The organism is Amycolatopsis alba DSM 44262 (genome assembly GCF_000384215.1).
In the GTDB taxonomy this organism is placed as follows: Bacteria; Actinomycetota; Actinomycetes; order Mycobacteriales; family Pseudonocardiaceae; genus Amycolatopsis; species Amycolatopsis alba.
In genome coordinates this window covers 249,172-266,654 of sequence record NZ_KB913032.1, presented here as the reverse complement: position 1 = coordinate 266,654, position 17,483 = coordinate 249,172, and the positions used below count along the sequence as shown (strand labels likewise).

The 17,483-nt window shown below is 69.0% G+C and carries 15 protein-coding genes; 9 read left to right on the top strand and 6 right to left on the bottom strand.

Features of this window, described 5'->3' with window-relative positions; all coding sequences use genetic code 11:
* Positions 1–69: 69 nt before the first annotated feature.
* Positions 70–1,101 carry a M14 family zinc carboxypeptidase gene (locus tag AMYAL_RS0101150; RefSeq protein ID WP_020629462.1) on the bottom strand — a complete coding sequence of 344 codons (1,032 nt, stop codon included), beginning with the start codon at positions 1,099–1,101 and terminating at the stop codon, positions 70–72.
* Between the two features lie 118 nt (positions 1,102–1,219).
* Here AMYAL_RS0101150 and AMYAL_RS0101145 point away from each other — a divergent pair, with 118 nt between their 5' ends.
* Genes AMYAL_RS0101145 through AMYAL_RS0101135 form a run of 3 tightly spaced genes read left to right on the top strand, consistent with a single transcriptional unit; the run spans position 1,220 to position 3,778 of the window.
* On the top strand, positions 1,220–2,134 hold the full coding sequence (locus AMYAL_RS0101145; protein ID WP_051137490.1) for an ABC transporter ATP-binding protein: 915 nt from the start codon (positions 1,220–1,222) through the stop codon (positions 2,132–2,134).
* On the top strand, positions 2,134–2,949 hold the full coding sequence (locus AMYAL_RS0101140) for an ABC transporter permease (RefSeq protein ID WP_020629460.1): 816 nt from the start codon (positions 2,134–2,136) through the stop codon (positions 2,947–2,949). The genes AMYAL_RS0101145 and AMYAL_RS0101140 overlap by 1 nt, the downstream gene beginning before the upstream one ends.
* A 1-nt stretch (position 2,950) precedes the next feature.
* Positions 2,951–3,778 carry an ABC transporter permease gene (locus AMYAL_RS0101135; protein WP_026466633.1) on the top strand — a complete coding sequence of 276 codons (828 nt, stop codon included), beginning with the start codon at positions 2,951–2,953 and terminating at the stop codon, positions 3,776–3,778.
* 1 nt (position 3,779) lies between these two features.
* Here AMYAL_RS0101135 and AMYAL_RS0101130 read toward each other — a convergent pair whose 3' ends face one another.
* Positions 3,780–5,255 (bottom strand): S8 family peptidase, encoded by a 1,476-nt coding sequence (locus tag AMYAL_RS0101130; RefSeq protein WP_020629458.1) that lies wholly within the window; start codon positions 5,253–5,255, stop codon positions 3,780–3,782.
* A 539-nt stretch (positions 5,256–5,794) separates the two neighbouring features.
* Here AMYAL_RS0101130 and AMYAL_RS0101125 point away from each other — a divergent pair.
* From AMYAL_RS0101125 to proB, 5 genes are all read left to right on the top strand, one after another.
* The gene (locus AMYAL_RS0101125; protein WP_020629457.1) at positions 5,795–8,911 is read left to right on the top strand and encodes a translation initiation factor IF-2 N-terminal domain-containing protein; all 3,117 of its coding nucleotides are present in this window, start codon (positions 5,795–5,797) and stop codon (positions 8,909–8,911) included.
* 170 nt (positions 8,912–9,081) lie between these two features.
* A complete protein-coding gene (rplU, locus tag AMYAL_RS0101120; protein ID WP_005158538.1) occupies positions 9,082–9,396 on the top strand; it encodes a 50S ribosomal protein L21 in 315 nt (104 codons plus the stop codon).
* Between the two features lie 38 nt (positions 9,397–9,434).
* Positions 9,435–9,692: a 50S ribosomal protein L27 gene (gene rpmA, locus AMYAL_RS0101115; protein ID WP_003067129.1), complete on the top strand. Its 258-nt coding sequence runs from the start codon at positions 9,435–9,437 to the stop codon at positions 9,690–9,692.
* 107 nt (positions 9,693–9,799) lie between these two features.
* The gene (obgE, locus tag AMYAL_RS0101110; RefSeq protein ID WP_020629456.1) at positions 9,800–11,257 is read left to right on the top strand and encodes a GTPase ObgE; all 1,458 of its coding nucleotides are present in this window, start codon (positions 9,800–9,802) and stop codon (positions 11,255–11,257) included.
* The gene (proB, locus tag AMYAL_RS0101105) at positions 11,254–12,363 is read left to right on the top strand and encodes a glutamate 5-kinase (RefSeq protein ID WP_020629455.1); all 1,110 of its coding nucleotides are present in this window, start codon (positions 11,254–11,256) and stop codon (positions 12,361–12,363) included. Before obgE ends, proB begins: the two co-directional genes overlap by 4 nt.
* On the opposite strand, the gene AMYAL_RS0101100 is transcribed toward proB, so the two are convergent.
* The 3 genes from AMYAL_RS0101100 to AMYAL_RS0101090 all read right to left on the bottom strand — a co-directional run bounded on the left by AMYAL_RS0101100 (position 12,360) and on the right by AMYAL_RS0101090 (position 14,372).
* Entirely contained in the window at positions 12,360–13,166 is an 807-nt protein-coding gene (locus tag AMYAL_RS0101100) for a hypothetical protein (RefSeq protein WP_020629454.1), read from the bottom strand. The two genes, proB and AMYAL_RS0101100, sit on opposite strands and share 4 nt — an antisense overlap.
* Positions 13,167–13,168: 2 nt before the next feature.
* Positions 13,169–13,660, bottom strand: a complete 492-nt coding sequence (locus tag AMYAL_RS0101095) for a SigE family RNA polymerase sigma factor (protein ID WP_026466632.1) — start codon at positions 13,658–13,660, stop codon at positions 13,169–13,171.
* 76 nt (positions 13,661–13,736) lie between these two features.
* Positions 13,737–14,372 carry a TetR/AcrR family transcriptional regulator gene (locus AMYAL_RS0101090; protein ID WP_020629452.1) on the bottom strand — a complete coding sequence of 212 codons (636 nt, stop codon included), beginning with the start codon at positions 14,370–14,372 and terminating at the stop codon, positions 13,737–13,739.
* An 89-nt stretch (positions 14,373–14,461) separates the two neighbouring features.
* On the opposite strand from AMYAL_RS0101090, the gene AMYAL_RS0101085 reads away from it, so the two are divergent.
* The gene (locus tag AMYAL_RS0101085; RefSeq protein WP_020629451.1) at positions 14,462–15,736 is read left to right on the top strand and encodes an FAD-dependent oxidoreductase; all 1,275 of its coding nucleotides are present in this window, start codon (positions 14,462–14,464) and stop codon (positions 15,734–15,736) included.
* On the opposite strand, the gene argS is transcribed toward AMYAL_RS0101085, so the two are convergent.
* Positions 15,731–17,455, bottom strand: coding sequence for an arginine--tRNA ligase (gene argS / locus AMYAL_RS0101080; RefSeq protein ID WP_026466631.1), 1,725 nt, complete (start codon positions 17,453–17,455; stop codon positions 15,731–15,733). The two genes, AMYAL_RS0101085 and argS, sit on opposite strands and share 6 nt — an antisense overlap.
* Positions 17,456–17,483 lie beyond the last annotated feature (28 nt).

Sequence of the window (17,483 nt, the reverse complement as noted above, 5' to 3'; positions counted from 1 at the left end):
GTCCGTGAAGGCCTCCTTGAGGGACTCTGAGTCCCTCAAGGAGGCCTTCACGGACTGCTGGGGAAGGCGTCAGGCGGCTTCGTGCGCCTCTTCAGTCGTCCCTGGCAGCGCTGGGCCCCGCGGCGGGATCGCGTCCGCGGCGGCCGGGTCCACCTTCCGCACCGAACCGTCGGCCGCGCTCCGCGCGATCGCGAGCATCGAGGCCAGCGCGTCCTGGATCTGCTGCTGCTCCCGCTCCGGGATGAGGCTCAGCTCGATCAGCACGCTGCCGTTGCCGAGCAGCCCGTACCCGTTGCGCGCGATGCCCTGGTAGTCACCGCCGGGGTACTGCGAGACGTAGCCGCCGTTGCCGTCGATCGACCGTTGCACCACGACCGCGATCTGCTTCGCGAAGTCCACATCGGACGGTTTGACGCCCGCGTTCGTCGGCCACAGCGTCGAAGCCGTGATCTCCTTGCCGTTCGCGTCCTGGTACCTGCCCTGCATGTGGTAGTCGACCATGATGTCCGGCTTGAACGACGCGTTCCGCCGCTGGATCAGGCCGGCCTCGGTGGCCGGGTTGTCCTTCGGCGCCACGGACGGGTCGTGGTAGCGGTTGATGTCGTACCCCTTGCCCTTCTCGCCGTACTCGGGAGTGGCGTCCGGGTCGTAGTTGTAGCGCCAGTCGTGTTCGTTCCCGTCGGGGTTGGCGCGCACGACGATGTCGACGGTGACCTTCGACAGCAGCTTCTGGGCCCACGGGCTGTGCCCGACGCCGACCTGGCGCAGGAATTCGAGCGCGGCGGGGGTGCCGAGCGGCTCGTCGCCGTGTTGCTGGGTGACGTACTGGATCCGTGTCTTGCCGTGGCCGACCCTCGCCGCCCACACCGGGCGGCCCTCGTTGCTGCGGCCGATCTTGTCCACCCGGATCTTCCCGTGGCTGAGCAGGGCCAGTTTGTGCAGCTCGAAGGCGAGCTTGGCGGTGGAGGGCCGCGGATCGACGGTCCGGCCGTCCACAGTGGTCTCGGCCGTGGTGTTGTCGACGGCCTGCGCGGCGGGCGCCACCAGGAGCCCGGCGCTGACAAAAACGGACAACAGGGCGATTTTGGGCTTGAGGCTCATGGTCGGTGAGTATCGACGAGCGGGGAACGACCGACAAGAGGCCGGATAAACCGGTCGAATTTTGTCGGTGGCAGGTTCTAGGGTGCCTACCGTGGGTGACTCAGAGCACGAACCGGCGATGGTCCAGGCGAAGGCGTTGGTCAAGCGTTTCGGCGACTTCGAGGCCGTACGCGGGATCGACGTCGAGGTCCGCCGGGGAGAGGCGTTCGGCTTCCTCGGGCCCAACGGCGCCGGCAAGTCCTCCACCATGCGGATGATCGCGAGCGTGTCCCCGCGCACCGATGGTGACCTGCGGGTCCTCGGCATGGATCCGGACGTCGAGGGGCCGAAGATCCGCGCCCGTCTCGGCGTGGTGCCGCAGCAGGACAACCTGGACGCCGAGCTCACCGTCCGGCAGAACCTGCAGATCTACGGCCGCTATTTCGGGCTTTCCCGCGCGCACGTGCGGAGCAAGGCCGAGGAGCTGATGGAGTTCGCCCAGCTCACCGACCGGGCGAACGCGGAGGTCGAATCGCTCTCCGGCGGGATGAAGCGGCGGCTGACCATCGCGCGGTCCCTGGTCAACGACCCCGAGCTGCTCCTGCTCGACGAGCCGACGACGGGCCTGGACCCGCAGGCCCGTCACCTGCTGTGGGACAGGTTGTTCCGGCTCAAAGCCGGCGGGACCACGCTGATCATCACCACGCACTACATGGACGAGGCAGAGCAGCTCTGCGACAGGCTGGTCGTGATGGACAACGGCCGCATCGCCGCCGAAGGCTCGCCCGCCGACCTGATCGGCCGGTACTCCACCCGCGAGGTCGTCGAGCTGCGCTTCCCGAACGGCGAGCAGGAAGCGGCCGCGAAGCAGATCGAGGGCCTCGCCGAACGCGTCGAGGTGCTGCCGGACCGCGTCCTGCTCTACACGATGACCGGTGAGGCCACCCTCGAACAGGCGCACGCGCGCGGCCTGCGTCCGCTGTCGAGCCTGGTCCGCCGGAGTTCGCTGGAGGACGTCTTCCTCCGCCTCACCGGCCGGACGCTGGTGGACTGATGACCACAGCGGAGACGAAGGCCTCCACGGGCCGCGTGGTGTCGGCCTGGGCGGGCGCCTGGTTGCGGGTTGAGGGCCATTGGATGTGGTACCGCCGGTACTGGCTCTCGACCCTGTACTCGACCGGTCTGCAACCGGTGCTGTTCCTGGCCGCGATGGGGCTCGGGTTCGGTTCGCAGGTCCAGGCGGGTGCCGCGACGAGCGGATTTTCGTACCTGGAGTACGTCGCCCCCGCGCTCCTCGTCGCCGGCGCCGCGCAACTGGCGGTGGGCGAGTCGAGCTATCCGGTGCTGTCGGGTTTCAAGTGGCAGCAGGACTACGTCGCCGTCACCGCCACCCCGATCACGCCGGGACAGGTGCTCGGCAGCCAGATCATGTGGGTGAGCCTCAGGCTGACCCTGGCCGGCACGATCTACGCCGTCATCGCGGCGCTTTTCGGATCCTGGACGAGCTTCGGCGTGCTCGCGGTCATCCTGATCGGGACGCTCACCGGCCTCGCCTGCGGCACCCCGGTGATGGCGCTCGCGGCGAACACCTTCGACGAGGGCGCCCGGTTCGGCCTGGTGTTCCGTTTCGTCCTGATCCCGATGACGTTGTTCTCCGGCACGTTCTTCCCGATCACCGAACTGCCTGCCCCGCTGATGTGGATCGCCTGGCTTTCCCCGCTGTGGCACGGAAACGAGGCCGCGAGGGCGATCAGCCTCGGCACCGTCGGCCCGCTCGCCACACTGGGCCACCTCGCCTTCCTCGTCGTAGTGGCCGGAGTGGGCTGGGCCCTGGCGCACAAGTACTTCTACCGACGGCTGGTGGTCTGAAATGGCAGTGCTCACCGAGGCCCCGCGTCGCGGAGTGCTCCTGCGTATCCTGCCGTCCGCGCTGTACAGCGGCCGTTCCCATGCGGTGCTGGAACGCACCTTCCTGACGTATTCGCACTTCTGGATGCTGTTCGTGTCCGGCGCCTTCGAGCCGCTGTTCTATCTGATGGCCTTCCAGCTCGGCTTCGGCAAACTCGTCGGCGAAGTCGTCGGCCCCGGTGGACAGCCGATGACCTACGTCGCCTTCGTCGCGCCTGGTTTGCTCGCGGCGTCGGCGATGAACGGCGCGATCCTCGACTCGACGTACAACCTGTTCTTCAAACTGAAGTACGCCAAGCTGTACGACGCCATGCTCGCCACCCCGATCGGTCCGCTGGACATCGCGCTCGGCGAGGTCGGCTGGTCGGTCCTGCGCGGCGGGGTCTACTCGGTGACCTTCCTCGGCGTGATGACCGCGATGGGGCTGCCCGGCTCCTGGTGGGCCGTGCTGATGATCCCGGCGGCACTGCTGATCGCGATGGCGTTCTCGGCCATCGGCATCGTGCTGGTGACCTTCCTGCGGTCGGTCTCGCAGTTCGACTACATCAACCTCGTGCTGATGCCGTTGTTCCTGTTCTCCACGACGTTCTACCCGCTTTCGGTGTACCCCGCGGCGATCCAGTGGATCGTGCAGATCTTCCCGCTGTACCACGGGATCGAGCTGATGCGCGGGCTCTCGGTCGGTGTCCTGTCGTGGAGCATGATCGGGAACGTGGCGTACCTGCTGGCGCTGGCGGCGGTCGGGATCTACGCGTCGTCGAAGCGGTTCGGCAAGCTGCTCCTGCGCTAGCTCACCGGGCGGGGTTCGAGCCCGTCCGCCGGGGCGCCACCGCGGCCAGCGCGTCGACCATCCCGTGCCCGTAGAAGCCGTTGAACCCGGCGTACCCTGTGCAGTACGCGTCCTGCACGCCGTCGCCGGTCAGGTCGTAGTCGGCGGGACACGCGATCGGGGTCGCCTGGGCGTCCAGCGCCCCCCGCAACTGGCGGGCGCTGTAGCCGGGGTGTTTCGACGCGAGCAACGCCGCGACACCGGCGACGTGCGGCGCCGCCATCGACGTCCCGCACAGCGGCGCGTATCCGCCGGGAACGGTCGAAAGCACGCATTGACCGGTCTCGCCGCCGGGCGCGGCCACGTCGATCACGCCCAGCCCGTACGAGCTGTAGCCGGCCTTCACCCGCTCCTCACTCACCGACGACACCGCGACGACGTCCCGCAGACCGGCGGGCAGCGCCTGGCAGCCTTCGGCCTGGGTCCGGGCGCCCGAACGCGGAGACGGCACGAGCCCGACGGCTTCGTTGGTCGCCGCCGCGACGTTGAGCGTGCCCGCCGAGGTCGAGTACTCGACGGCGCGGGCCATGACCTCGTTCACCACACCCCGCTCGTCGTCATGGGCGCACGAGAGCGACCACGGATCGACGAAGTAGCTGCTGTTCGTCACGGTCATGCCCTGTGAAACGGCCCACATCAGCCCGCAGACGGCGGCTTCCGGGTCGGCGTACCCGCGGTCGTCGATCACCTTCACCGAGGCGACCCGCACACCGGGCGCCACCCCGGTGACCCCTTTGCCGTCGTCGGCGGCGGCGATGATCCCCGCCACATGGGTGCCGTGCACCGACGTCGTCGCGGCCCAGTTCCGGTCGGGCGCGCCGGTCAGGCAGCCCGCCGACTTGCCGGGGTCGAGGGCGGCCGCCAGGTCGGGGTGGGTGGCGTCGATGCCGGAGTCGAGGACGCCGACGACGACGTCCGGGCTGCCCGGTTCGATCATCCGTGCCTTGTCGGCGCCGATCGCGCGCATGTCCCACTGCTCGTCGGTGCGGTCGGCGGAGGGCACCTTCGCCGGATCCGTCGGTTCGAGCGCGGCGCGCGCGGGCGCGGTCTTGGCGGCCGGGGTCTTGGCGGACGGGGTCTTGGTCGACGGGGTTTTGATTGACGGAGTGCCGTTGGCCCGCTGCACCGCGAGCCGTTCCGCCTGCGCGCTGAACGCGGCGGCGGGCCGGACCAGTTCGGCGAACGCCTGGTCGGCCGAGGTCGCCACGGCGACCGCGATCTGCGGGTAGTAGACCGTCGTGCTGCCGCAGCCGCCGGTGACGGCCGCTCTGGCCTCGGCTTCGGAGGTGCCCCGGTCGAAGGCGACGACGTAACGCAGCGCCCGTCCCTCGGGATGGCACGACGGGCCCGCTTCGGCCGTCGTGACAGCGGCGACCGAGCCACAGAGCACCATGAAGGTGCACACGGCCGCTCGCAGGGACCGCCCCAGCAGGGACACCGGACCTCCCACCGGAGAACAGAGGACGACGAGGGCACCGCGGCCTGGCCTGGGCTGGGCTGGATTTCGGTACCCCCGAGCGCACGCTAGCCACCGTCGGCCGGGTCGACAAGCTCTCTCGCGAAGTTCGCTCGGCCGGTGGCCGCGGCGCGCCCGGTGGTCAGGTCTGTGGCACCGAGTACACCGGAGTGGGGCCGGGGTGTGGGATACTCGCGGTGGCCGCTGGCCGACGGGCACACGTGAGAGGTGGCGCTCGCGGTCTTGTGGCCCGGTGGTGTGCTGCACATCCTCCACACGCGTCGCCGCTGCATGCGGCTCGACGACGTGGCGGGCGGCCCGATGTCGCGAACGTGGCCAGCGCTCCGCCGAGTAGACCTTCAGCCGTACGCGGCGCCCGGACAATCCCGGCGCCGTCGCGGTGCCGGGCAAGGATTCCCGCTGCTGGTGACCACCACGGCGGAACGAACAGAAAGGGGCCCCTGCGCGGCCGCGTCGAGCCGGTGTGAGCCAGCCGACGCGCCCGGGGGCGGAGGAGATATATGTCGAACGCGGACACACCCGCCGTCACCGGCGGGAATACCGCCACACCCATCGCAGGCCAGCTGGCCGAACTGCCTCCCCGGATCCGGGTGCACGCCCTGGCGAAGCTCCTGGGATCCAACAGCCGTGAACTGATGGCCAAGCTCGGTGAGCTCGGCGAGACCGTCCGCAGCGCGCAGTCCAGCGTCACCCGTGATGTGGCCCTCAAGCTCGCCGAAGCCCTCACCGGCGGAGACGAGCCCGAGACCGTCGAAGCGGCCCCGGCCGCCGAAGCGCCCGCCGTCGAGACCCCGAAGGCTCCCGAGCCCGAGGTCAAGGCAGAGGTCAAAGCTGAGCCGAAGCCCGAGCCGGAGCCCGCTCCGCAGGTGGAGGCCCCTTCGCGGCGTGTTCCGCCCGCGCTGGCAGCCCCGGTGACCCCGGAGCCGCCGCAGCCGACGACCAAGCGCGCGAGGGCCGCCGTGCACGTCCCGGTGTTCGCCGCTCCGTCGCCGGTGTTCCTGCCGCCGGAGCCCGTCACGGCGAAGCCCGCCCGCAAGCCGGAGCCCGCCTTCGCCCCGGCCGAAGAGGCCGCCTCCGACGAGGACGAGACGCAGACCGAGCAGGCAGAGCAGGCCGAGGGCCACGGCACCGATGAGGACGGTGACGACGCCAACAGCCGTCGCCGCCGCCGTCGCGGACGTCGCGGCCGTGGCCGCGGCAAGGGCGGCGACGAGAACTCGGCCGAGTCCGAGAACGAGGACGAGCAGCCCGAAGAGCCGCGAGCCCCGCGCGGTCGTCAGCAGCGCGCGAAGGACAAGGACGCCGCAGCCGAAGAGGCCGAGACCGCCGAAGAGGCGTCGGCCACGTCTGATCCGGCGGAGTCCGATTCGGACAACGACGCCGATTCCGACAACGGCAGCAAGCGCCGCCGTCGCCGTCGCCGCCGCAAGGGCGGGGACGACGACAGCACCGAATCCACCAGCGACGACCCGCCCAACACGGTCACCCACGTGCGGCAGGCCAAGGCCGCCGAGACCGAGCGCCCCGCGCGGGACGAGGTCCGCAGCGTGCGGGGCTCGACCAGGCTCGAAGCCAAGCGCCAGCGCCGTCGTGACGGTCGCGAGGCAGGCCGCCGCCGCGCGCCGATCCTGTCCGAGGCCGAGTTCCTCGCCCGCCGCGAGTCGGTCGAGCGCACCATGGTCGTCGCCGAGAAGGGCGAGTCCACGCAGATCGGCGTGCTCGAGGACGGTGTCCTGTGCGAGCACTTCGTGACCTCGTCGGGCACCGGCTCGATCGTCGGCAACGTGTACCTCGGCCGCGTGCAGAACGTGCTGCCGTCGATGGAGGCCGCCTTCATCGACATCGGCCGTGGCCGCAACGCCGTGCTCTACGCCGGTGAGGTCGACTGGGACGCCGCCGGTCTCGAGGGCAAGGCCCGCAAGATCGAGCAGGCGCTCTCCACCGGCGACTCCGTGCTGGTCCAGGTCACCAAGGACCCGGTCGGGCACAAGGGCGCCCGGCTGACCACGCAGATCTCCCTGCCGGGCCGCTTCCTGGTCTACGTGCCCGCGGGCGGCGCCACCGGCATCTCCCGGAAGCTCCCGGAGAACGAGCGCCGCCGCCTGAAGGACATCCTCAAGCGCATCGTCCCCGAAGACGCCGGTGTGATCATCCGCACCGCGTCCGAAGGCATCAGCGAGGAGGAGCTGGACCGCGACGTCCGCCGCCTCAAGGCGCAGTGGGACGTCATCAAGGAGAAGGCCGAAGCCGGCAACGGCGGCAAGAAGAACAGCGCTCCGGTCATGCTCTACGAAGAGCCGGACCTGCTGGTCAAGGTCGTGCGGGACCTGTTCACCGAGGACTTCGCGAAGCTGGAGATCCAGGGCGACAAGGCCTGGGACACCATCTACAACTACGTGCAGCACGTGGCGCCGGACCTGGCGGACCGGGTCAAGCGGTACACGGGCACCGGTTCGGCCTTCGCCGACCACCGGATCGACGAGCAGATCACCAAGGCACTGGACCGCAAGGTCTGGCTGCCCTCCGGTGGCTACCTGGTCATCGACCGCACCGAAGCGATGACGGTCATCGACGTCAACACCGGCAAGTTCACCGGATCGGGTGGAAACCTCGAGGAGACGGTGACCAGGAACAACCTGGAGTCGGCGGAGGAGATCGTCCGCCAGCTCCGGCTCCGGGACATCGGCGGCATCATCGTCATCGACTTCATCGACATGGTGCTCGAATCCAACCGTGAGCTGGTGCTGCGCCGGCTGACCGAATGCCTTGGCCGGGACCGCACCCGCCATCAGGTCGCCGAGGTCACCTCGCTCGGCCTGGTGCAGATGACCCGCAAGAAGATCGGCACCGGGCTGCTCGAGGCGTTCTCGACGCCGTGTGAGCACTGCAAGGGCCGCGGCGTGGTCGTCTCGACCGAGCCGCAGCGCACCGGTGGCGGTGGCCACAACCACGGCGGTGGCAACGGCGGCGGCGGTGGCGGCAAGGAGCAGGGCTCCCGTCGGTCCCGCGGCCGGGGCAAGGGCGAGGACCAGGCGCAGAGCGAGCCCGCCGCGGCCAAGACCGAGGCGCCGCCGGCGTCCGGCCAGCGCGAGTCGGTGGTTTCGGCGGTCCACGCCGTCGCCAACGCCGCCAAGGCGGCCAAGGGCGAGCACCCGCACGAGGTCACCGAGAACGTCGAGGGCGCCGCGCTCAACGGCCACGCCCCGCAGGCGGCTGAACAGCCCGCTGAGCCGGTGAAGGAGGCTTCAAGGCCTCTGGAGTCCGCTGAGCCCGTTGCCGAAGCGGCCGTCGAGCAGGCGGCCGAGGCGGCGGCTGAGCCGGTTTCCGAGCCGGTCGCCGGGGCGCCCGCGACGGAACTCGCCGGTGAACCGGTGACGACGCCGGGCGACGAGGCTCCGGCCGTGCGCGAAGAAGAGTTCGCCGTCGTCGCGGAATCGGGTCCGGAGCCCGAAGCCGCCGAGGTCCCGGTGACTTCTGAGGCTGTTGTGACAGAAGAGGTTTCCGAGCCCGAGGTGGACGTGCCTGCCCCGGCCGTTCGCTCCACCACCCGTCGCCGTCCGCGGCGGGCGGCCTCACGGCCTGCCGGTCCGCCGTTCGAGGCGTCGGAAAAGAGCTAGTGAACACCGTGAGGCACCCCGGTGTGATCGCACCGGGGAGCCCCACGTAACCTATAGAACGGCCCGCCACTTAGCGGCGGGCACCTTGCGCAGAATCTGGACCACCGAGAGAGATCCGGTGGGCCGGTCACGCAAGCCCCCACCCGTTGTCGAGTAAGCAGGAGACTTCCGTGTCGGCGTACGCGATCGTCAAGACTGGCGGCAAGCAGTACAAGGTGGCCGTCGGCGACGTCGTCGAGGTCGAGAAGCTCGAAGGCGAGCCGGGTACCGAGCACACCTTCCCCGCAGTCCTTTTTGTGGACGGTGGCGACGTCACCACGGACGCCGACGCGCTGGCGAAGGTCTCGGTCACCGGCAAGGTCGTCGAGCAGACCAAGGGTCCGAAGATCCGGATCCACAAGTTCAAGAACAAGACCGGCTACCACAAGCGTCAGGGTCACCGGCAGAAGCTGACCCGCGTCGAGGTCACCGGCATCTCCAAGTAGAACTTTCTCCGGATCTTCGTCAGAAAGAGGATTGAGCCATGGCTCACAAGAAGGGTGCGTCCAGCTCCCGCAACGGTCGCGATTCGAACGCGCAGCGACTGGGCGTCAAGCGTTACGGCGGCCAGGAAGTCAACGCGGGCGAGATCCTGATCCGCCAGCGTGGCACCAAGTTCCACCCCGGCGTGAACGTCGGCCGTGGCGGCGACGACACGCTGTTCGCGCTGGCCGCCGGTGCGGTCCAGTTCGGCGAGAAGCGTGGCCGCAAGACGGTCAACATCGTGCCGTCCGAAGCCTGAATTTCGGCTTCTAGTTAGACCTCTGACGAGGGGTGGGCCGGAATATCCGGGTCCACCCCTCGTTTGTTTTGTGTGTATCCCTTCTCGCGAGTGAATAGAGGCAAGTCATGGCGTCCCGTTTCGTGGACCGCGCGGTGATCCACCTGACCGCCGGTGACGGTGGGAACGGCTGCGCCTCGGTGCACCGCGAGAAGTTCAAACCCCTCGGCGGCCCGGACGGCGGCAACGGCGGCAACGGCGGCGACGTCCTGCTGATCGTCGACCCCAACGTGCACACCCTGCTCGACTTCCACTTTCGCCCGCACGCCCGCGCCGGCAGCGGCAAGATGGGCCAGGGCGGCAACCGCTCCGGAGCGGCGGGCGACACGCTGGAGATGCGCGTCCCGTCCGGCACCGTCGTGATGACCGAGGACGGCGAGATCCTGGCGGACCTGGTCGGCTCCGGTGCCACCTTCGTCGCCGCGCAGGGCGGCCGCGGGGGCCTCGGTAACGCGTCCCTGGCCTCCAGCACGCGCAAGGCCCCAGGGTTCGCGCTGCTGGGTGAGCCGGGGGAGAGCCGCAACCTCGTCCTGGAACTGCGTTCGGTCGCCGACGTCGGCCTGCTCGGCTTCCCGTCCGCGGGCAAGTCGTCGCTGATCTCGGTGCTGTCCGCGGCCAAGCCGAAGATCGCCGACTACCCGTTCACCACCCTGGTGCCGAACCTGGGCGTGATCACCGCCGGATCGACCGTGTTCACCATGGCCGACGTGCCCGGCCTGATCCCTGGCGCGAGTGAGGGCAAGGGCCTCGGCCTGGACTTCCTGCGCCATATCGAGCGGTGCGCGGTGCTGGTGCACGTCATCGACTGCGCCACCTTCGAGCCGGGACGCGACCCACTGTCCGATATGGACGCTCTCGAAGAGGAACTGGCCCGCTACACCCCGAGCCTGGGTGGCGACCTCGCCGATCGGCCGCGCGTGGTGGTGCTCAACAAGATCGATGTCCCGGACGCCGCCGAACTCGCCGAGTTCGTTCGCCCGGAACTGGAAGCCCGCGGGCTCAGCGTGTTCGAGATCTCCACGGCGTCCCGCCAGGGGCTGAAGGAACTGACCTACGCGCTCGCCGCCGTGGTCGAGAAGTACCGCGCCGAGCAGCCGGAACCGGAGCCGGAGAAGGTCGTGCTGCGGCCGGTCGCCGTCAACGACGCGGGCTTCACCGTCGAGATCGACCCGGAGGAGGAAGGCGCCTTCATCGTGCGCGGTGTCCGTCCGGAGCGATGGATCCGCCAGACGACCTTCGGCAACGACGAGGCCGTCGGCTACCTCGCGGACCGGTTGCAGCGGCTCGGCGTCGAGGAAGCGCTGGCCCGCAAGGGCGCCGTACCGGGGAGCCCGGTCACCATCGGCGACGTCCAGTTCGAATGGGAGCCGTCGACCCCGGCCGGGGTCGCGGTGCACATGTCGGGCCGCGGTACGGATGTACGGCTGGAGAACAACAGCCGGATCGGCGCCTCCGAGCGCAAGGAAGCCCGCCGGATCCGCCGTGACGGCCCGGACGGCGTCGAAGACGGGATGGACGACGAGTGAGCCTTGCCCGTGGTGCGATCGCCGACGCGAAACGGATGGTCGTCAAGGTCGGTTCCTCCGCCCTGACCACGGCCGGCGACGGTCTCGACGTGGCCAGGCTGGACGCGCTGGTGGACGCGATCGCCGAGAGGGTCTCTCGCGGCACGCAGATCGTCCTGGTGTCCTCGGGCGCGATCGGCGCGGGCCTCGCGCCGCTCTCGCTCGGCAAACGACCCCGTGACCTCGCCACCCAGCAAGCCGCGGCCAGTGTCGGCCAGCTCGCGCTGGCCCACGCCTACGCCGAGTCGTTCGGCCGGTTTTCCCTGACTGTCGGCCAGGTTCTGCTGACGTCGGACGACGTCGTGCGCCGTGCGCACTACCGCAACGCCCAGAACACTTTCACCCGGCTGCTGGCCCTCGGCGCGGTTCCCGTGGTCAACGAGAACGACACTGTGGCCACCGAAGAGATCCGCTTCGGCGACAACGACCGGCTGGCCGCACTGGTGGCCCATCTGATCGGCGCCGACGCGCTCGTTCTTCTGTCCGATGTGGACGGTCTGTACGACGGAGATCCCCGTGACGGCGCGACTCGCAAGATCGCCGAGGTCGCCGGAGAGTCCGATGTGGACGGCATCACCGTCGGCATGTCGAGCTCCGGGCTCGGTACCGGCGGCATGGTCTCCAAACTCGCGGCGGCCCGCACCGCCGCGGGCGCCGGGATCCCGGTCCTCCTCGCCGCCGCGTCCGAGGCCGCACGCGCTCTCACCACCGCCGAGGTCGGCACCGCGTTCGTCGCGGCGGACCACCGCCTGTCGGCCCGCCGGTTCTGGCTGGGCTATGCCGCGGGCGCGTCCGGGAAGCTGCACCTCGACGACGGCGCGGTCGCGGCCGTCGTCCGCCGCCGCCGCTCATTGCTCGCCGCCGGCGTCACCGGCGTAGACGGCGACTTCCAGGCGGGCGACGTCGTCGACTTGGTCGACCTCCGGCAGCGGCCCGTAGCGCGGGGTGTCGTGGCCTTCGACTCGACCGAGTTGCCCGACCTCATCGGCCGCTCCAGCCACGACCTCCCCGCGGAACAGCGGCGCGAGGTCGTCCACGCGGACGACCTCGTCCCGCTTCGTCGTTAGGGCACCAGACCGGGGTCGGCCACGATTTCCTGGAGCTGAACCGGGGTCAGCGGTGGCTCGGCGCGTTGCGCCGGCCGGTAGACACCGTCACCGGTCGCCACGACACCGGTGTTTTCGGCCGTGACCTCGATGATTCCGGCCGGTCTGCTGATCCTTGCCGTGAGAACGATCAGCCCCTCGGCATTGCGGTCGGCCGTCTCTCGCAGAGGGCCGCCGGGAAGCCGGTGTGTTGAGCACGAAGCCGTCTTGGGAACGGTCAGGTCATCGCAACTCGTCATCAGGTGGTAGATGGGCGGAACTACGCTGATGTGAATCGAGCCCGCGCCGCGGCCGTCACTCACGCGGACGTTCACGTAGTAGGTCGTGCCCACCTCGCCGTTCTCTTCGTTGCGCTTGGCCGTCAGGCGAAACGGGTCGGACGGCGGGCTCGCGCCGAGCGGCGGGAGGTTTTCGATCCGGGCCCCCGATGCGACCCTGGAACGTACTGCGGTCCCGACAACGCAGCTCAACCGTGTGATCACCTGCTCCTCGGTCTCACCAGGCCTTCTTGTTTCACAGTGGTCTCCCGCGACAGGCTCGGCGGGCTGTAGTGGCGGCGGTGGTGGTGGTTGCGGTGCGGTCACCGCGAAGGTGACTCCGAGGATCGCCACCACGGTGAACGCGGCACCCGCGACACCGGCCGAGAGACGGCGTCGCCGTGACCGTCGGCCCGCGGCGAGCACGTCCTCGCCGGTGAGCCCGATGGGCGGTTCGCCTTCCGTCACGTACTCCGTCAGTGCGGAGCGGACATCGAGGTCGTCCATGACTACTCCTTGCTCGTCGGGGAGGGCAGGGCGGTGCGCAGCGCCTCGACCCCGCGGGCCGTCTGGCTTTTGACAGTCCCTTCGGCGACACCGAGCAGCGAAGCCACTTCAGTGACCGAGAGGTCTTCGAGGAAGCTAAGAACGACCATCGCGCGCTGGCGCGGCGTCAAGTCGCTCAGTACCCGTTCCAGGTCGATCCGCTCATGACTGTCGTGACCCGGTGGCGCGGCCCGTTCGGGCGGCGACGACGTCACCAGTTCCTTGCCGCGTTTGCGCCGCCCGGTGAGGAACGCGTTCAGCAGGATCCGGCGCGCGTAGGCGTCGACGGTATCCGGCCGCACCTTGCGCCAGCGTCGGTACAACTGGATGAACGTGGTCTGCACCAGGTCTTCGGCGCTGTGCCAGTCACCGCACATGCCGAACGCCAGCCGCCGGAACCGCTGAACGCGGGCCTCGAAGTACTCGCTGAAGTCGGTGTCTCCCGTTTGTCCCACCGGCACCCCTTTTCTTTCCTGCACTCTCTAGTCCGGAGGGGGCCCGAAAGGTTCAAGCGGTAGCGGGGGACCTTTGCTATCGCTTCCCCGGATCGGCGAGGTGGTCGACGAGGCGGGCCAGTTGGTCACCGTAGGCCTCGGCGAACTCGGCCGAATGGGGATCCTGGCCCGAGACGGCCCTGATGACGCGGGGAAATGCCAGCGCGGCACTGGACGCGGCCATGAAGATCACCAGCAGGAACGCCGGATCCAGGTCGGCTGGGAAGTCGCCGGCGGCCTGGCGGGCCCGGACGTACTCCACCTGCCGCTGGAGGAATCCGCGCTGGCCTTCGACGCCGATCGCGTCGGGGGCGCCGTCGGTCAGGTTCTCCCAGAGGAACAGCTTGGCGAGATCGTGGTCCCGGATCCCTGACTGGACGAAGAACCGGACCGCCTCCCCGAACGGCTTGTCGTGGTCGGAAGCCGCGGCGTAGTCGTCGTACATCGTCGCGGTCAGCGAGTTGTACAGCCCTTCCTTGCCGCCGAAGTAGTACGAGATCAGTTGTTTGTTCACGCCCGCTCTCGCGGCGATCTCGCTGACACGCGCCGCCGCGTAGCCCTTCGCGCCGAACTCGGCCTTCGCCGCCTCCAGGAGCTGTGCCTTGGTGCGCTCGGGATCGCGCTGGCGTTCGGCGGGGGCACGGCGGGGGCTGCGCGGGGCGGCTTCGGACATGGGGTCACCTTAGTCACTGACATTTTCAAACACTTGGTTGACTTTATTATCTATCTGGTTGATAGTGGTGGGCGGAGAGAGGAGGCCTCATGGCCACGAGAATCGCGATCATCGGCGGTGGAACGGGCGGGCTCTGCTTGGCGCAAGGGCTGCGCAAGGCGGGGATCGACGTGTCCGTCCACGAGCGCAGCCGCACCCGGACCGAACGCCTGCAGGGCTATCGCGTGCACATCAACCCGCACGGCTCGGCCGCGCTGCACGAATGTCTGCCACCCGAGCTCTGGCAACGGTTTCTGGCCACCACCGGCACCACGAGCGGCCCGTTCACCTTCGTGACCGAGCGCTTGCGTGACCTGATGGTGATCGACACCGAACTCACGTCGAGCCCCGATCCCGCGTCGAGCCATCATTCGGTCAGCCGGATCAGCCTGCATCAAGTGCTGTCGGACGGGCTCGAAGGCGTTCTGCACCACGGCAAGGAGTTCGTCGGTTACCGTCGGGAGGGCGAGGTGGTCGTCTGTGAGTTCACGGACGGCAGCACCGTCGAGGCCGACCTGGTCGTCGGCGCAGACGGTGCCAATTCCCGTGTGCGCAAGCAGTTCCTGCCCGAGGCCGGGCGGGTGGACACCGGGATCATCGCGATCGCGGGCAAGCATCCGCTGACCGAGGAGACCCGCGAACGGTTACCCTCCCGGCTCACCGACGGCCCGAGCATGGTGATGCCGCGGACCGGTGCGGGACTGTTCAGCGCGCCGCACGAGCTGGACGGTGCCCTGTCGGTGAACGACGAGACCGCCGATTACGACCCCGTCCTGTTCGACAACACCTCGAGTTACATCATGTGGGCTTTCGCGGCGGACAACCGGCGCTACCCTGCCGATGTGTCCTCATTGGACGGTAAAGCCCTGCAGGACCTGGTGCTGGATCTGATCGACGGCTGGGATCCCGCGTTCAAGGAACTGGTCGCCTGCTCGCCACCGGGTTCGGTGACCCGGCTGCCGATCTTCACCTCGAAGCCCGTCGAGCCCTGGCCGACGAGCAACATCACCCTGCTCGGTGACGCGATCCACAGCATGACACCGTTCCGCGGCATCGGCGCGAACACCGCGCTCCGGGACGCGCGGCTGTTGTGCCGCAACCTCGTCGAGGCGCGGAAGACCGGCGCGGTGCGTCCCGCGGTCGCCGACTACGAGCAGCGAATGCGGGACTACGGTTTCGCCGCGGTGCGGGACTCGGAACGCAGTGCCCGCCAGTTCGTGTCGGAGAACCGTGCCGGCCGCACGATGGCACGGGGGATGTTCCGCTTCTTCCAGGCGGTTCCTCCGTTGAAGCGCAAGGTCTTCAGCGACCAAGGCGACTCATAGCCTGGCCGGAGTGGAGATGCCCAGAAGGGACAACCCCAGCGACAGCGTCTTCGCGGTGAGTTCGGCCAGCAGCAGCCGCGAGCCGCGGACGCCGGGGCCTTCCGCGTCCAGCACCGGGCACTGTTCGTAGAACCGCGAGAACACGACAGCGGTGTCGTAGAGGTAAGTGCACAGCTTGTGGGGGAGATATCCGGCGATCGCCGCGCCGACCGCCTCGGGGAAGCGGGCAAGGGCGAGCGCCAGTGCCCGTTCCGTGGGATGGCCGAGCAGCACCCGCGCACCTGCGAGGTCCTGGTCCGCCTTCGCCAGGACGGAACGGATTCGCGCGTTCGCGTACTGCAGGTAGACCGAGGTGTTCCCGTTCTTGGAAAGCATCCGTTCCCAGGAGAAGACGTAGTCGCGTTCGCGGTCGCCGGAAAGATCGGCGTACTTGATCGCGCCGATCCCGATCGCCCTGGCGACTTCTTCCCGCACCTCGGGGGAGAGGTCTCCCCGGCTGGCGAGCACGTCGGCAGCGTGGGAAATCGCCTCGGCGAGCAGATCGGAAAGGCGGACCGATTCACCCGCCCTGGTCTTCATGGCGCGCCCGTCTTCACCGAGCACTGTGCCGAACCCGATGTGCTCGGCACAGTGCTCCTCGCCGAGCCAGCCCGCGGCACGGCACACGGCGAACAGCATCGCGAAATGCTGTGCTTGCGGCGCTCCGACGACGTAGAGCAGATCGGTGACCTCGCGTTGTTCCGTCCAGTACCGCAGGGTCGCGAGATCGGTGGCCGCGTAGCCGTAGCCGCCGTCCCGCTTGCGCACGATGAGCGGCAGCGGCTCGCCTTCCCGGTTGCGGAAACCGTCAGGGAAGACGCAGACCGCGCCGTCACTGATCTCGGTCAGCCCGGCGGCGGTCAGGTCGTCCACGACCGCGGCGAGGAACGGGTTGTAGAAGCTCTCGCCGTAGACGTCCTCACTCGACAGGCCGATCCCGAGGAGTTCGTAGACCAGGGCGAAATGTCGTGCCGACTCGTCGACCAGATGCCGCCACAACGACAAGGTCTCTTCGTCACCGCTCTGAAGGAGCACCACACGCTCCCTCGACCGCGTCGCGAAGCCCTCGTTGGCGTCGAACTTCGACCGGGCCGCCCGATAGAAGCCGTTGAGATCTCGGATCGTGTACGGACCCGAAGGGCGTTCATCGAGGAGATGCTCGATCAGCATGCCGAACGGCGTACCCCAGTCACCGAGATGGTTGTGCGGGATCACGTCGTGCCCGGCGAACCGCAGCAGCCGTGTGATCGCGTCACCGATGACGGTGGACCGGAGGTGCCCGGCGTGCATTTCCTTCGCCACGTTCGGGCTGCTGTAGTCGATGGCGATCCGCCGCGGCCGCGATGTCACCGCGGCACCCAGCCGTGGATCATCGTTGAGCGCGGTCACCCGCTCTTCCAGCCAGGACGAGCGCAGCGTGAAGTTGAGGAAGCCCGGCCCGGCGATCTCCGGTGGTTCGGCGATGTCGGCGATGTCGAGCCGTGCCGCGATGGCGGCGGCGATCTCCCTCGGCGGCTTGCCGAGCCGTTTGCCCAGGCTCATCGCGAGATCGCATTGATAGTCGACCCCGCTCCGCGAGGAGATCCGCACCAGGGTGGGGGGCGGCTCGATATCGGTGACCTGGCGAAGGGCGTCCACCACGCGTCGTGCCAATTCCTCGCTCACATCGCCGAACAACACGGTGCCCCTCCTTCGCGCTCGTCGTAGG

Coding starts and splice junctions, on each gene's coding strand:
- AMYAL_RS0101150 (WP_020629462.1), bottom strand. CDS start 1,101: ATGAGCCTCAAGCCCAAAATCGCCCTGTTGTCCGTTTTTGTCAGCGCC.
- AMYAL_RS0101100 (WP_020629454.1), bottom strand. CDS start 13,166: ATGGACGACCTCGATGTCCGCTCCGCACTGACGGAGTACGTGACGGAA.
- AMYAL_RS0101125 (WP_020629457.1), top strand. CDS start 5,795: ATGTCGAACGCGGACACACCCGCCGTCACCGGCGGGAATACCGCCACA.
- AMYAL_RS0101140 (WP_020629460.1), top strand. CDS start 2,134: ATGACCACAGCGGAGACGAAGGCCTCCACGGGCCGCGTGGTGTCGGCC.
- AMYAL_RS0101145 (WP_051137490.1), top strand. CDS start 1,220: ATGGTCCAGGCGAAGGCGTTGGTCAAGCGTTTCGGCGACTTCGAGGCC.
- AMYAL_RS0101135 (WP_026466633.1), top strand. CDS start 2,951: ATGGCAGTGCTCACCGAGGCCCCGCGTCGCGGAGTGCTCCTGCGTATC.
- AMYAL_RS0101085 (WP_020629451.1), top strand. CDS start 14,462: ATGGCCACGAGAATCGCGATCATCGGCGGTGGAACGGGCGGGCTCTGC.
- obgE (WP_020629456.1), top strand. CDS start 9,800: ATGGCGTCCCGTTTCGTGGACCGCGCGGTGATCCACCTGACCGCCGGT.
- AMYAL_RS0101090 (WP_020629452.1), bottom strand. CDS start 14,372: ATGTCCGAAGCCGCCCCGCGCAGCCCCCGCCGTGCCCCCGCCGAACGC.
- rpmA (WP_003067129.1), top strand. CDS start 9,435: ATGGCTCACAAGAAGGGTGCGTCCAGCTCCCGCAACGGTCGCGATTCG.